Origin of the sequence: Bradyrhizobium sp. 138, assembly GCF_023074075.1 — a bacterium.
GTDB lineage: Bacteria > Pseudomonadota > Alphaproteobacteria > Rhizobiales > Xanthobacteraceae > Bradyrhizobium.
The window spans coordinates 1-14,299 of record NZ_JADPKT010000024.1; the positions used below are offsets into that span (position 1 = coordinate 1).

14 protein-coding genes and 1 pseudogene are annotated in these 14,299 nt (G+C 58.6%); 6 read left to right on the forward strand and 9 right to left on the reverse strand.

Annotated features, from left to right (window positions below; genetic code table 11):
• On the forward strand, nt 1-901 hold a 901-nt coding region (locus tag IVA79_RS14325), incomplete at its 5' end, for a mannose-1-phosphate guanylyltransferase/mannose-6-phosphate isomerase (protein WP_247553777.1).
• A 968-nt stretch (nt 902-1,869) separates the two neighbouring features.
• The gene (locus tag IVA79_RS14330; RefSeq protein ID WP_247553778.1) at nt 1,870-2,154 is read left to right on the forward strand and encodes a hypothetical protein; all 285 of its coding nucleotides are present in this window, start codon (nt 1,870-1,872) and stop codon (nt 2,152-2,154) included.
• 235 nt (nt 2,155-2,389) lie between these two features.
• Here IVA79_RS14330 and IVA79_RS14335 read toward each other — a convergent pair whose 3' ends face one another.
• The 3 genes from IVA79_RS14335 to IVA79_RS14345 are packed head-to-tail and all read right to left on the reverse strand — an operon-like array spanning nt 2,390 to nt 5,011.
• Complete coding sequence (locus IVA79_RS14335) at nt 2,390-2,980, reverse strand: hypothetical protein (RefSeq protein WP_247553779.1); 591 nt, start codon at nt 2,978-2,980, stop codon at nt 2,390-2,392.
• Nucleotides 2,977-4,164, reverse strand: a complete 1,188-nt coding sequence (locus IVA79_RS14340; RefSeq protein ID WP_247553780.1) for an ERF family protein — start codon at nt 4,162-4,164, stop codon at nt 2,977-2,979. The genes IVA79_RS14335 and IVA79_RS14340 overlap by 4 nt, the downstream gene beginning before the upstream one ends.
• Nucleotides 4,148-5,011 (reverse strand): YqaJ viral recombinase family protein, encoded by an 864-nt coding sequence (locus IVA79_RS14345; protein WP_247553781.1) that lies wholly within the window; start codon nt 5,009-5,011, stop codon nt 4,148-4,150. Before IVA79_RS14345 ends, IVA79_RS14340 begins: the two co-directional genes overlap by 17 nt.
• Nucleotides 5,012-5,373: 362 nt before the next feature.
• Here IVA79_RS14345 and IVA79_RS14350 point away from each other — a divergent pair, with 362 nt between their 5' ends.
• Nucleotides 5,374-5,766 (forward strand): hypothetical protein, encoded by a 393-nt coding sequence (locus IVA79_RS14350; RefSeq protein ID WP_247553783.1) that lies wholly within the window; start codon nt 5,374-5,376, stop codon nt 5,764-5,766.
• A gap of 97 nt (nt 5,767-5,863) precedes the next feature.
• Here the strand turns inward: IVA79_RS14350 and IVA79_RS14355 are convergent, their stop codons facing one another.
• Together IVA79_RS14355 and IVA79_RS14360 are read right to left on the reverse strand one after the other, a co-directional pair.
• Nucleotides 5,864-6,085 (reverse strand): hypothetical protein, encoded by a 222-nt coding sequence (locus IVA79_RS14355; protein ID WP_247553785.1) that lies wholly within the window; start codon nt 6,083-6,085, stop codon nt 5,864-5,866.
• A gap of 1,341 nt (nt 6,086-7,426) precedes the next feature.
• The gene (locus IVA79_RS14360; RefSeq protein WP_247553787.1) at nt 7,427-7,621 is read right to left on the reverse strand and encodes a hypothetical protein; all 195 of its coding nucleotides are present in this window, start codon (nt 7,619-7,621) and stop codon (nt 7,427-7,429) included.
• A 186-nt stretch (nt 7,622-7,807) separates the two neighbouring features.
• Here IVA79_RS14360 and IVA79_RS14365 point away from each other — a divergent pair, with 186 nt between their 5' ends.
• Complete coding sequence (locus tag IVA79_RS14365) at nt 7,808-8,683, forward strand: arginase family protein (RefSeq protein WP_247553789.1); 876 nt, start codon at nt 7,808-7,810, stop codon at nt 8,681-8,683.
• A gap of 847 nt (nt 8,684-9,530) precedes the next feature.
• On the opposite strand, the gene IVA79_RS14370 is transcribed toward IVA79_RS14365, so the two are convergent.
• Nucleotides 9,531-9,806 carry a DUF3303 family protein gene (locus IVA79_RS14370; RefSeq protein WP_247553791.1) on the reverse strand — a complete coding sequence of 92 codons (276 nt, stop codon included), beginning with the start codon at nt 9,804-9,806 and terminating at the stop codon, nt 9,531-9,533.
• A 793-nt stretch (nt 9,807-10,599) separates the two neighbouring features.
• Nucleotides 10,600-10,839, reverse strand: a complete 240-nt coding sequence (locus IVA79_RS14375) for a hypothetical protein (protein ID WP_247553793.1) — start codon at nt 10,837-10,839, stop codon at nt 10,600-10,602.
• A 1,192-nt stretch (nt 10,840-12,031) separates the two neighbouring features.
• On the opposite strand from IVA79_RS14375, the gene IVA79_RS36945 reads away from it, so the two are divergent.
• Nucleotides 12,032-12,382, forward strand: coding sequence for a hypothetical protein (locus IVA79_RS36945; protein ID WP_346658173.1), 351 nt, complete (start codon nt 12,032-12,034; stop codon nt 12,380-12,382).
• Between the two features lie 226 nt (nt 12,383-12,608).
• Here the strand turns inward: IVA79_RS36945 and IVA79_RS14385 are convergent, their stop codons facing one another.
• Complete coding sequence (locus IVA79_RS14385) at nt 12,609-12,932, reverse strand: hypothetical protein (protein ID WP_247553795.1); 324 nt, start codon at nt 12,930-12,932, stop codon at nt 12,609-12,611.
• A gap of 83 nt (nt 12,933-13,015) precedes the next feature.
• The gene (locus IVA79_RS14390) at nt 13,016-13,468 is read right to left on the reverse strand and encodes an Hsp20 family protein (protein ID WP_247553796.1); all 453 of its coding nucleotides are present in this window, start codon (nt 13,466-13,468) and stop codon (nt 13,016-13,018) included.
• Nucleotides 13,469-14,074: 606 nt separating this feature from the next.
• On the opposite strand from IVA79_RS14390, the pseudogene IVA79_RS14395 reads away from it, so the two are divergent.
• Nucleotides 14,075-14,299, forward strand: a pseudogene (locus IVA79_RS14395) (amidinotransferase); the annotation flags it as partial.

Here is a 14,299-nt window from a genome sequence, read left to right on the forward strand (position 1 = left end):
CGCGCGCTTCGTCGAGAAGCCGGACGCGGTGAAGGCATCCGATTACGTCAATTCGGGCTATCTCTGGAACAGCGGCAACTTCATGTTCCCGGCCAGCGTCCTGCTCGACGAATATCGCAAGGTCGACGCGGCAAGCGTCGAGGCCGTCACCAATGCCGTCAACAATGCCGGCCGCGATCTCGGCTTCGTCACGCTGGAGCCCGAGGCGTTCGGTTCGGCGAAGGCGATCTCGATCGACTATGCGGTGATGGAGAAGACCGCGCGCGCCGCGGTCGTGCCGGTGTCGTGCGGCTGGTCCGACGTCGGCTCTTGGCACGCGGTGTGGGAGCTCTCTGACAAGGACGCACAGGGCAATGCGGCGCACGGCGCCGCGGTGTTCGAGGACTCGCGCAACTGCAACGTCACCACCGACCAGGCGCTGGTCGCGCTCGAAGGCGTCGACGATCTCGTCGTCGTCGCAACCGCCGATGCGGTTCTGGTCTCGCGCCAGAAGGACGCCAACGGCCTGAAGCGTCTCGTCACCAAGCTGAAGGCGGTCGCGCCCAAGGTCACCGAGGAGCATCTCAAGGTGCACCGGCCCTGGGGCAGCTATCAGTCCGTCGACAATGGCGAGCGCCACCAGGTCAAGCGCATCGTGGTGAAGCCGGGCGGACGGCTGTCGCTGCAGAAGCACCATCATCGCGCCGAGCACTGGATCGTGGTCCGCGGCGCAGCCCGCGTCACCGTCAATGAGACCGTGAAGACGGTGCACGAGAACGAGTCGATCTACATTCCGATGGGCGCCGTCCACCGCATGGAGAACCCCGGTAAAATCATGTTGGAACTGATCGAGGTCCAGACCGGAAGCTATCTCGGGGAAGACGACATCATCCGGATTGAAGACGACTATCAAAGGGCTTAAGCGATACTTGAGTTGCGAATCGCTCCGATAGTCACGTTTATGTGGGACAAATACGGAGTTTGCTTGCGGATTTAGGCACAACGTCACCCTGTTACGACAATGGCGAGCAGACGATCGCGGGCGCTCTAGTGCAATCCCAGTGTACGAGCCCGGACTCGACAATCTAGTCGCGACTAATGTCAAGCCAGGCGGCGGCTTGAAGAGGGGATTGACCAACCTTTTTCGGATGCCGACGCCGTGATTGTCGTGATCGGCACGCTCTCGCGCCGCGGCGATGGCTTGCTGATCTGTCTTACGTCTACGCCTCGCGCGTGAGATCGTGCAGTCAGTCATTGACTTCATGGCGGTGGTGACAAAGCCCGTCGTTTCGGCTCGGCACGGGATGAACTCGGGGGCATCGTCCGCGAGGCCCTTTCCAGGATCGACCGTCGTTGTCGCGTCCAACTGCTGAGGCGTGCGCCATCTGCAATTGTAAGCTCGCTGATCGAATCGTGATCGGCACCTCTGAGAGTGCGGCCGCAAGCTGATGGATAACGTCTGCAGTCCGCTGCCCTTGAATTAGACCTCGCTTTACGCGCGCCGCACCACCGAGATGGAGCGATATGCTGCCAACGCGACTTGGCCAAGATCACTCTATCATCGGCCGCTCAACCAATCACATTGCCTCGGATTTCCGCGCAGAATTGAAATGGTGCTGTCCAAGCAGCGATCTTTTTTACAAGTGTTTGCTTTTCCTAATTTTCGCCCCTGTTGAGAATTAGTAATGGCAACGCCTCCGCTAACTCACAGGACGGGCGCCTTCTATGCGGTTTCTACTGCTCAGTTAGAAGCTCAGATTGCCTAGATATGTGAGGAAGTGGACTGAATCCGCGGCGTCTTGATTATCCAATCAGGCCAAGACGAAGAGATCTTATGACAAAGGAAGATTTATTCAAAATGCGCGCATCATCCGTGAGGAGGAGTTCCTGTTGGTCGACGCGCCGATTGCTGCGAAGATCAAAAGCGGGCTAGAGGCAGAGCCGAAGGGACGGCTGGTGTCAAAAAATGTCCGGGAAAAATTGGATCAAATTGAGCGCGATATCAAGCTGTACAAGGAATTTGATGAGGCAGAGAAGGCTCGATTCAATCGCGAGTCCTACATGTGGACCGCAGAGGATCGCATCGAGTGGCAAGAAACCCAGTCTGACAATGCTCAACGAATCCGAGAACTGATTGAGGAGCGTGACGCGTTACGCAGGCAGCTGGATTCCTAGGAGTGATAGTCGGCGCGTGCCACAAGTTACAGGATGCAAATGATCGCTCTCCCTCACTCTGGGTGGCAGGCGGCCAACGTCGAAGGCGACCGAAACCATAGTAGGGTGGATAGGTCCCCGAATGCTTCCTGCGCCAGCCAAGTCAACCTTAGCCGTTTTGCTCCGGAGCTCTAAATTTTTGATCACTGCAGAGCCTCCGTTGCAAGAGCCAGTGATGAAATTGACTCTTCTTTGTCTAACACTTGCGGCCAGCAACATGGGTAGAAGGTGCTGTATTCGAGCGCCGAGGGTTGTTGATCTCCTTCAGCAGCATTAGGCGTCGAAGCTGTGCTCCGTTCAGGAGCGATTCAAACAGCATCATAATCTCGCGCGCCTGGACGTAGACTTCCATGCTGATTGCATGTTGATCGAAGCCGTACAACCGAAGACGGGCCTCGATATCTCGCGCAGCAGACGCGTCCAGTTGCCAATCCAAGGCGTTATGGATGGTGTAAATTTCCGCCGCGTCCTGGAAGTCTGGGGCAATGCCTACCACATCGATGCGGCGCAGCGTCATCTCGATAGCTTTCTGACGGTAAGTAATCAGGAGTCTGTGCCGCAACACTCGATAACGTTGCATCTCCCAGGAGAGCTCGGCGATATCGATGGCAAGTAACCATTCAATCGCGGATTGAGGGGCGATGTCGCGGAAGATCGTAGCCTGGATCGCATGATAGTGGCCGATGTTCTCTCCAGGCAGAAGTTGAGGCGGTGGACACAGCGCCTCGAACTCGGACGGGATGACGCTTCCCGACTGCGGTTGAGGTAGGCCGAAGGGACTATTCATTGGCCTCGCGCCTCCGATAGCGGACCAGGCGCCGTCGCAGCGACGTTTGCTCCGTTCGTTAGGTGGACGGGACTCGCGTCCCAAAGTTTCTTCGCGATTGGAATTGGCGAAATCTGCAGATTGGTCCACCAGGCTCTTTCGTTTCCGTGTCGATGCAGGGATTGGTGATGCGATCGGCAAAGCGGGACGGTGAATTCGTCGCTGACTTTGCGACCCAAGGTGCGTGGTTGAGCGAACTTCAGGTGATGCGCATCAGCGGGGGTCTTGTGGCAGACCAGACAACCCTGGCTGCGGATGAAGGCGAGGTGATCTTTGCTTCGTCTCCGAGGCGGCTCCTTTGGGAAGGCGAGGCCGTCCTGCGCTACGGAAGAGGAGTTGGCAGGCGCCACAACGTTGCTGGATGTCTCCGAAGAATGGTCGTCCTCGGGGTGGAGCTGTCCGTCCGCTAACACGGGCTGCTGTTCTGCTATATCAATATCGGGAGGGGCGGCTTCCTCGAACCTCTTCTGGTAGGCGGCCTCGAGAGCGCGGGCGTCAGCCTCCAGAAGGGTGTTCTTGAGTGGGAGACTAATCTTGGCCCAGGCAAGCAGGTCCTCGCCGCCTTCCCGCAAGTTAAGCTCACCCAAGAGCTGATCCAATAGCTCGGCGGAGCGGTCAGGCGGCAGGATGGGAGAGCGGTTCAGGACGCCGTTGAGCGGCTTGCCTCTCGGTCCTGGCGAGATCTGCGGCTCGGCGGCGGCTGTGGGAGGCCTGGTCATGGGGTCCGGGGCGTCCAGATCGTCCTCCCCGGCGATTCCGACCAAGGCAAACAGCGCGTAGCGGCGGGCGTAAGTCAGCGCCGCTCCCATCCGATGCGGCGCTTCGACCTCTTTGGAGGCGCAGACCGGAAGGTCCGAGGAGATCCATTCCCCGGAGGCGTGGGCGAGCAGGGTGGTGAGGTGAATCTGCCCGGTTGGCTGCTCGATCCGCGTGGTCTGGATGGTGGCGATCTCCTGCTGGCTCAGCGTCTTGCGCACGATGTCCAGGCCGCTCGCGAGGGAAGCGTAGCGGAAGGTCCGGTCCTCCTCCCGCGGGAAGGGCGACCGGATGACGGCGGTCAGGGTCTTCTCGGGGTTCATCAGTTCAGCCTGAGCTCGGGCGAGAGCGGCTGCGATGGTCCCGATGCGCTCACTGGACTGATGCATGGGAGCCCTCCGCCAGCTGAGCCTCGAAGCTGATCGCGCCCGATTTCGAACGCTTGGCTTTGATGCCGTGGCCGGTGGCCTCCTTGGCATCCTCCGGCATCAGCTTTTTCAGATCCGCCTTGGCCGTTTCGTGCTCGCCGTGGGCCTCTCGCGTCCGCAGGTAGGTCGCGGCCAGTTCAGCCCATTGGTTGGAGGTCGACATATCGATGACCTTGACCGCCTCGAGTCTTGGGCGAGGTGTTTCGATATTGAAGAGGACGGGCGGCTCGCCGTTCTGGACGCAGCGCCAAAACTTCTTTTCGGCCGTGAGCAGGAGATGCTGATAGAGCGGATCGGCATGGACCTTGATCTCGACCCATTTGCCGCCACCGGTGATGATCGAGAGCACCGCGCTGCGGGACGCGGTGACCCACATGTTGTGCTGCAGCTGGGCCATGTGCTTCTCGGCTGCGGCCCCCTCGGTAAAGGCCCAGGGCAGCATGAATTTGGCTTCGAAGACCGCGCCGGTCTGCTCGACGGTGCCATCCAACGTTGCCGCCATCCATTTGTGCACGGGGTGCCGAACACGTTTCTGAATGTCCTTGACGGTGTGACCGCTGGCGCGTTGGTACCAGGCACGGTTCAAGACCTCGGTCACGGTCCCGAGCTGGACGATCAGATTGTCCGAGAGGTCCTGCGGTTCGACCTCTCCACGCTTCTCTCGCCAGAGCCGGATAAGGGTGTCTTGATCATCGCCCATGATGATGCGGGCGTCCGAGCCGCCGATGAAATGGCGCCGGTCGTTCGGGTTGAATCTGATGATTTGATGCTGTGGCTCGGTCTGGCCATCACTCTGCACGCTACGCACGGGTATCTCCTACTCCAAGAACAGCGGCGCTCTTCGCCGCACTGCCTGAAGCCCCGCGTCCGCGAGGTGAGATACCGGTGCTGCCATCGCGCCCGGCCGACTCAGTAACGCTCCGATCGCACCGGAATGCCAGTCCTTTCTGCAGCAATCTTGTTGCTCAAATCGCGCCTAAATATGCTTCGTGATCGAGGAGCCCGGCGCGCCCACAAAACAAAAGTGACAAAACGAAGCCAAACAGTATAGGGGCTGAAGGCGGTCAAGCAGCAGCACGGCCTCCGAGTTCGGGGCACAACATGGTTGAACTCTTCGCGGGATGGAGGGAAGCCTAACGGAAGGAGCAGACATTTAGTGGGCGCGGCGGCATGACGTCAGAACGAAAAATCGCAACGAACAGGCTGAACGCCAAACGAAGCACAGGGCCGAAGACGAAGGCGGGAAAAGCGAAGTCTAGCCGCAATGCCCGTCAACATGGGCTCTCGCGCCTGAAGGCGGAGGGCGACGCGAACTTCAGCCCATTAACCAGCGCGATCGCCGCAGGCCTCGCGCAGCAATACAGCTCTTTGAACATGGACGATCTCGTCCGTACCAATCTGTGGCTGGGTCGCATCCAGCAGGCCCGCCATGACATGCTTGTTGCGTTGCTGGAATGCCCGAGCCCGAAGCTAGCGAGGCGTCTTGCGGGACTGGAGCGCTATGAGAGGCCGGTCCGGGCAGCGCAACGGCGTGTTCTGAAGCGCTGGCTGGAGCAAGGATGACAAGAGGAAAGGGCGGGCGGCTGGAGGCATTGCGTTGTGAGAGCTTGCCGATGCCATGCCCTCTTGATCGCGCGAACTGTGAGCCTCTCAATGTTGCTCAATCGTCTGCCATTCGAGCAAGGAGCGCGGCGGCATCATGGAGCCGTCCGGCCTCGTAGATCAGTTGCTCGATATCCATCGAGACCTGAACTGCCTCGGCGACCCCGCCCGCCTCTGCGCATGCCTGTGCCGCCTTCGCGATCTGCCCGGCCGCCTTCAGCTTGGCATGGATTTCCGCAAGGCACGCCTTGATGGCTGGTTCGATGATTTCCGCTTTCATGGGCGGTCGGACTCCGTTGAGAGATTTGAACCGCCGAATGCACGCTCGGGCCGGTGCCGAAGTCCAGCCCTTTCCGAGTAATCTTATCGCTCATTATGAGCCTGTTGGAGCATATCGTGAACTCAGGCAGAGTAAGGCGCCGGGATCGTCAAAGGCTTCAGGATCCGGGGCAGTACGCGCCATGGAAGGCGTTTGACGGAGCAAGTTTTGTAGTCACCCGGCGATGGATCGGGGCACGTTGCCCAATCGTCTGTAAACGCGCACTGTGCGTCATTCAATCGAGCGTCATTCGTATCTGTGAGGACTACTTGAGGAGGTGCTATCTCGTTTGAGCTAACGGAGCATTCTTGGAAGTAGGAAGACAGCTCAAGCTGAGCTAGGTGCTCCCAGTATTCGGCTTCGGCGAGGAGCTTCCATTTGTTCATACTGTTGTACGCGGCCTGTTGACGGCACAGCGAACCCATCGCGCGCAAGCGTCGCACCTTCTCCACTGCGGACCTCGTCTTGGCTCGTTTTTCGCAAGCCTATTGCTTGCGAATTGTCGGATCAAAGTCTCGCAGAATGAAATAACGAGGGATAGTCCGGTGTTTGACGGTCAGTTGATGACAGCGCAATCGTCTGACTATTCGCTGAACGTTGACGGACGCGAAAAGCGATGCGCAGAATGACAGCGCTTCCGGCAGCCTCCAACGCCCCCCACGTCGGAAGCGCTCCAAGGTAACGGCTCCAGCCCCACTGACTGGAGCCGTTTTTTTAATTTGCCTTTCTCCGCTAAAGCCTGGACGCGCTTTAAAGGAGCATCGGATGAGCGCATTCTCTGTTCATTTCAGAACTGCAACTATATTTGTAAAGCAACGCTCGTGCGATTTTGATTAGCTGCAATCACCGGGCGGAGCACGTTTGATCCGTATCTATTTTGGCCCGGCCCATTAAACTGAAAAGACCGCCTTCGGGCGGTCTTTTTCCGTCTCGCTGGCCTCTCCGTATTCGCGCTGTTTCGGACTGTATGGTTAAACGAAGCGGAATATCCTTGCTTCCAGACGGGGATCAGCAACTTGGCCATCTACCGAATACTTCAAAACTCACTTCTTGGGCCGGAGAGATCGCACGGCTTTCGACAGCTTACGAAGAAGCCCTGCGCATGATTGGGGTAAAGGATCGGAACGATCCCCTTACCGAACTGATCGCCAAAAAGATCATCGAGTCGGCCAGACCGGCCTCAAAGACCCGGCGCAAATTTGCGTCCGAGCCGTCGAAGTACTGGGCCTGCCGAAAAAGGTAATCACCTGATGGTCCTTCAATTCCATCGCGCCGTCCGGCATATGGAGATATCGCGCGACCCTAGACCGTGAAGGCCGCGGCAGCGATAGGCACATTGCGCACGAAACCGCTCGGCCTCCACCTCAGCCTTGCGCCACTCAGCGCGGCGCGATGCTCAATCGCCAACGCCTTGCGAGTCTCGACATCAAAGATGATCCGATCGATCTCAACGCCATCCAGCGTGCGCTTGATGCGCAAGACGATGGACAGCACCATGATCAGCAGACCATATCTGAGCCAAACCCAACTTCGCCGTCGGGCCATTTGCGGACATCCCAGTACGCCGCCGCTGCTATCGGAACCCAATAAAGCCACCCAAGTTGAAAGGGACGGGTAGACAATCCCTGGATACTTGCTATGCATCCCGACAGGCCGACTTTTCTGGGTGTTGAGGCTTGTGACTTGACCACCCCGCTGCCTGCAGCCGATGCGATCTTGTTCGGCGCATCCGATGCCACGCCGTACGTTGTGGGCCAGACCAGCCATGCCGCCAAAGCGCCAGACTTCATTCGTCGCGCTCTACGTCATTATGAAAGCGATCTCACCCGTTGGGACTTTGATCAAGAGGCTGAGCTGCTCGCTCCCAAATTGAGGGTGTTGGATGGTGGAAACTTGGTGACGGATCCCACGACACCTGAGAGCAACCGTGATGTCATCAGAACCAGCACGCAAGCAGTCCTTTCGGCCGGCGCGGTGCCGATCCTGCTAGGCGGGGATGACTCGGTTCCAATACCTTTCTTCGAAGCATTCCGCAAAAGCAAAGGGCTGACGATCTTGCAGATTGATGCCCATCTTGATTGGCGTGATCAGCGAAACGGGTCGGGCCATACATTCTCGAGCACAATGCGACGCGCCAGCGAATTGCCCTGGGTAAGACGCATCGTGCAGGTTGGTTTGCGCGGCATTGGCGGCTCTGGTCGTGCCGAACTTGATTATGCAAAGGCATGGGGCGCGAAGATCGTCACCGCAAGAGATATTCGGCTTCACGGGATCGCGAACGTTCTCAAAGAGATAGAGGACGACAGCGAGTGCTTAATTACCATTGATTGCGACGGCCTCGATCCATCAGTCATCCCAGGCGTGCTGATACCGCAGCCGGGCGGACTGTCCTATTTTGACGTCGTCGATCTGATGCAGGGTGTCGCGTCAAAATGCAGAATAGTCGGGCTGGACATCGTTGAGTTCGTTCCCGAGCGCGATGTGCAAAATCTAGGAGCGATTGCTATCTCGCGGATTATCTGCATTGCGCTAGGTTGCATTCGGAAACGAGCCGCATAACAGAACGCGTCAACCATATACCTCAGTCGGTGACGTCTGCAATGCGTCACGAGCAGAGTTGGGCCGGCCGTTTCATGTTTGCCCCCTTAAGCCGATAAGGTGGGGGATGCTGGGACAGCTACCGGTAGAAGCTCCCGCTCTTCGGTCGCGGAGAACATGATGCGCGTTAGCAACTGACCGGCGAAAATGATGCTCGCGCTCACGATAATGAGTAGCGAGATATACGTGGAAGAGCCGATTGGAGCCACGGCGGGAACCAGGTAGGGAGGCAAGGACAGAGCAGCGAGGCTTGCACCGCGAAAGAAGAGGGGCTTCCTAAGCGTCTCTCGCGAACTCATCCAATCACAAAGGAAAAATAGGCAGCCGTAGATAAAAATCGATAAGGTATGCCGCCGAAGCTAAGTTCAGGCCCAACGACAATAACAAGAATAGCGACTGTCTGTTCAGGAAAAACAAGATCCCAGAACGACGCGATGAACTTTATCAACGGCGGCCACACTCGGTCTCCTTGGGAGAACAAGCAACGACAGATAAGCTGGTAGCAGCAAGGAGAGCTAAGACGGCTTTACAGCGAGGGAGCACCCAAACCTCGGTTTCTGACAGGCGATACCAACATCACACGTTTTGGTAGTGCCGTAATATTGCGTCAACCCGTGCCGCGGCAAATCTCAATTTTCCATGAACAGAGAGGAAGTTCGCTTCGGGTCAAAAGCGCCGGTTTGGTGCTCGGCCGGTCTCTTCCGGTCCAGTCTGATAAACAGACATTCGTCGTGGAAGGTAGCGTAGGGATTGGATGCCACCGCGGCCACACTCTTGGCCGCGATGGCTGTGTTTTCGGATTGGACGGTCAACGCCTGGGTAGCGACGCCATGACTTCGCCGGCGTCTCCGTCCTCCAGACAGGGAGTGACCGTCAATGGGAGTAGGTCGGCCCATTGGGCGACCCAACGATACATCGCCTTGGGATCATCCGATTCAGAGATCGCAAATCCCTTGCCGTCCATGCCATGCCAACGCCCGAGCATTTTGACACCGTCGGGCGGTGCACCACCAGTTTCTAAGAAACGCGCGACCGCTGCATTGAAAGTGCCTTGAGGTATAGACCAGCTACTGATGAACTTCATGCGAGTCTCCCTTTGCAATGAATTGGTAGGCTATTGCGGCTTCGCCGCTTGCTCACGATAGCGCCGACGCAACGAATAACAATAGCGAGCAGATGGGTTTGACCGGTCATTCCATAGACTAAACAAATGGCCCCGACGTATTCCACGCCGGGGCCTTCACGATCATCAGGCTCGGGTGCAACGTCGATTGCCCGCGATCAGCCCCTTGAACGAAGCGCGCCATGCCCAGCCCCGCCGATTCAGTGCGGGAATCATAGCAGGCATGGCGTTTTCACACAGCCAGGGCCAAAAGCAGCGATCCGGCGCTCGCATGCGGCAGGTCCGATCCACCCTTAATAGCGGACCTCCTACGCCAACGACATCGGTCCGATCCCCCAATAGAGTTCGCGCGATAATCGGGCCGCCGCGCACGCCCAAGCCGCCGCACCGCCGAGTCTCGTGGTGGCAGGCACCACCCGTAAATTTCCCAAGTGTCGGCAACTAGGCGCACCGGTTAAGTGGTCGGTAGGTCTTGAGCGCCGCACCATGAAAACACCGAAGCCAAAACAATGGGACGAGCAGGAGGTCCGACGATTGGTCAGGCTGGCCCGGGCACGCGCTGGCGTATCGAAGATAGCAGTCGAGCTGGGCCGTCACGCAGGATCAGTGAGGCGAATGGCGCGAAGAATGGACTACTGCTGAAGAAGTAAGTCGTCGAGCGACCTTGAGCAGCGCCAACAATCTAAGTCCAAACCCTCGGCTCATGTCCCGCATCGGGATTGAGCCCGGCGGGAGATGACCACCCGGCTTGACTTTAGTCAGATTTCGCCCGCGCAGCAATCTCTTTGACCTTCGTCAACGTTCGTTCGAATTCCGATCGAAGATACTGCTCGTGCGCGAGGTCTGTTGGCTTCACCAGAAAAGCGACTTTCACGAAAAAGCGGTTCAACAGCGAAGCAATTAAAAGATTGTCCGAGTGTTTCGAACGGAGTGCCGTAAGTTGTCGACGCATCTCGATGAGATCAAGCGTTTCGTGGTCCGGCTGCTCACTCATTGAAGCTCGCGCGACTATCCGATGACGAAGTCGCTGCACCGAGTATGATGGCGCGGCGACTTCGCTGGGGTGGACCGGACAAAGGCAATGTCCGGTGTGCGCAAGCCTAGTCCTCTGGAGCACGGCCGCAATCACGGTCTGGAATTAAGCTTGATGTCCGTGTTGCGAGTTAATTCTGGAACTGTGCGCTAAGGCGAACGATAAGATTACTGTTGATTATGCGCTGCCCGGCGCGGGGCCATCAATGTTGAGCGCAGCGTCGGCACTCCCGTCCGCTGCTACGCTGAGCTGCGCGATTTCTTCCCTGAGGTCTTGCGTCCCCCAATTCGTGCCATCGCTCCTAACGATCTTCTTGGTGCGCTCGAAGGCGTGGCTTTCGGCTGCATCGTCGCCTACGCGGATGGTGACTTCAGAATGGAAGGGCAGACGGCGACGGCACGGGTTGTCTCCAGCGCGTAGTGCACAGTTGCGCTGAGATCGTCGGCACAATCTTGAGCGAACATCTCCGGCCTCCTGTCCGCGTTTGTGCTGCGCGAATAGGCTGGTAAGGCGACGCCCACAGTGCCTAGGAGCCCGGGCCTCATAAGCTCAGCAGCCTGACAATAGGTTGTTCGGCTACGCGTCCAGTGTGTCCGAGATGGCAGGATATCTCTTTGAGTGCTGCGCAAAGCCCCATCGGGCCAGCCTGACCCCTTGCGGCTGGAGGGGACAAGTGCGGGCCAAGCGGTCCGACGGCTGGCGCGTGAGATGGCGCCATGCAAGCGAAGACTAGTCCCAGTAGCGATATCGCTGTGTTCACTTGTGACCATTAAAAGCATTTGTAATGTTCCCGCGCTGGAACACATGGCCGAATGGAAGGCAGCCCAGTCTGGAGAAGCTAAGGCGAGACGCTGCTTATCTGCCGCCCGAGCCGCAACATGTCGCCGCCAACTTGGCTCTAAGCTCCATCTCGTAATCAGGCGTCGAATGCCTATTTTTCCCGCATGCGTTCATTCGAGTTTTGCCTGGCGACCATGGGCACCACGGTCCCGAATGGCGCCGACTGGCTGCATGAAGTAAAATATGATGAGTACCGCCTCCGCTTAGAACCCGACGGCGACCGCGTGCGCCTAATCACGCGCGGCGGCTATAACTGACCAGCCGTTATCCATGGATCGTCGAGGCCGCGCGCAAGATCAGGCAGAAGCACTTTGTGCTCGATGGCGAAGCCGTCGTGCTTGGCGCCGATGGCATCTCCGATTTCAACGCGCTGCACTCGCGCAAGTATGATGAGGAAGTGCGGTTCTGTGCCTTCGACATTCTCGCCGAGGCGGCGATGACTTCCGCATGCTGCCGCTGTCGATGCGGAAGGCGAACTTGGAGCGCTCGTTTGCGCCATTTCAAAAACTCCAAAGAAATCCCGTATGCTGAGATCCAGCGGCGCGGTGCAGGCATGTATCGCGACATGGCGAGCAGGCGATGGCAATCCCCTCGGCACAGCGGGCGCGGCAGCGGCAACCGCCACGCTCCAAGCGAGGTCGTTCGGCCGCTTGAGCTAGATTAACCAGAGGTCGTGGCAGCTGTATTCGCTCTAGAAGGCGTGGTGCGTTTGTTCCAGCGCTCGACCGCCTGCTTAACGGTCGGCGCATTGGGGCCGAAAGCTGAACATTCCTTACATACCACGAATTTGGGATCGATGCCGCTGTTGATCCAAACCTCCGAACCGCCGCAGAAAGGACAGGGCCGCAGCGATTGCCCACAAACTGGGAGTTCAGTTGCAGATCCCTCGCTCACGCCGCCGCGCGACGCTCGACCGAGCGCAGACGCATGGGCTTGCCGCCCGGCGGAGTCCGCGGACCGTTCCCGTCCAGCGCGCATAGCGCCTCCAGAATTTCATCGATATGAACAGGCACCTTTAGTCCGTCCGGTGCGCGTAACGCTGGACAGGAGGCAAGCGCCGAGGCATTCGAGGCCCGTGACGCGAGGATGGCGCGCTTCTCGGCCAGATTCAAATTCAGGTCAGCGACGACGTCGCGCGGATGCGAGAACGCCGTGCCGGGGTGAAGAAGAGCATTGAAATCGAACACGTTGTCGTGCGCGGGCGTCGTCCGCATGGCTTACCTCCCATCATAAGACGCATTAAGGTGGCCGCGCGGGAGAACCCGCGCGGCGGCGATCGGAACCAAGCCGCGGTTGGTCAGGCGGCCTTGCCCTCGATCTGCTTGACCTGCCCGGCGCTTGCGCCCGCGATGGCGATGCGCCGCGGCTTCATGGCCTCGGGAATCTCGCGTTGAAGCTCGACGACCAGCAGACCATTCTCGAAGTGCGCGCCCTTGACCTCGACGTGGTCAGCCAGGGTGAACTGCCGCTTGAACGAGCGGGTCGACATTCCGCGATGCACAAAGGTCTTCTCGTCGGTCTCGGCCTTTTGTCCTTCCAACGTCAGGACGTTCTGCGCCACCGTAAGGGCCACCTCATCCGGTGTGAATCCGGCGAGCGCCACCGAGATTTGGAAGCGGTTCTCGTCGAGCCGCTCGATGTTATAGGGGGGATAGGTCTCTTCGGCGGTCCGCTGGACCTCGTCGAGAACGTCAAACAGGCGGTCGAAGCCAATGGTCGACCTCCACAGGGGAGTCCAATCATACCTCATAGCCAAATCCTCCAAAGAGCAAGTTGGGTACGAGCTGGCACCGGACACCTTCCGGCGCCCGCCTTGATTTCGGGGCCCGAAGGCACCCCGGCCACCATCTCGGCGGCGACCAAAAAAATCTGCAACGAGCAAAAAGTTTCAAGAGGGTGACAAAAATTTTTAGCGCCCTGACGGCGGCTGATTAAGGGTTGTCGTCGTGAAAGGTTACATCCGCTTTCCGAATGACGCGGATCGACGCGCACTGAAATCCGCCGCTGAAAGTCGAGGCCACGGCGCAAGGGTGCGAGCACCAGTTGCGAAAGCGAGATCGCCTGATCGGGATCGACGAAGCGACGGCAATCATCGAGCAGATGCCGGGATTTTCAGAGCAAAGACCGTCGGGCATCAGGCTCGCGTCACGCGCGACTTCGCCATCGGGCCAACAGGCGACACCAAGGATTTGCGACTCGACCCCGCGACCGCGGTTGGACCTCTGGAACTCCCTGGACCTGCGGCTGTTGTAGCGCACAGAGGGCCTCATGCATGGACATGGTCACACGCGTTCGCGGTCCGGATGCCGTCCCATCGGGCCAAGTTTCTCCGGTGAGCTCACACAACGAGTGGGGCATGCTGGAGGAAGTGATCGTCGGAAGGCTTGAGGGTGCGGTTATCCCGTCCGATCATCCGGTTGTCACCTGCAACATTCCGGGCATGGCGGCGCGTGCCCAGTCGCTGTTCGCAGGCTTCCGTTATCCAAAGATCATGATCGAACCGGCTCAGCGAGAGCTTGATGGCTTTGTTGCGCTGCTACAGTCGCTGGGTATCATCGTAAGGCGGCCGGACGCCGTCGAT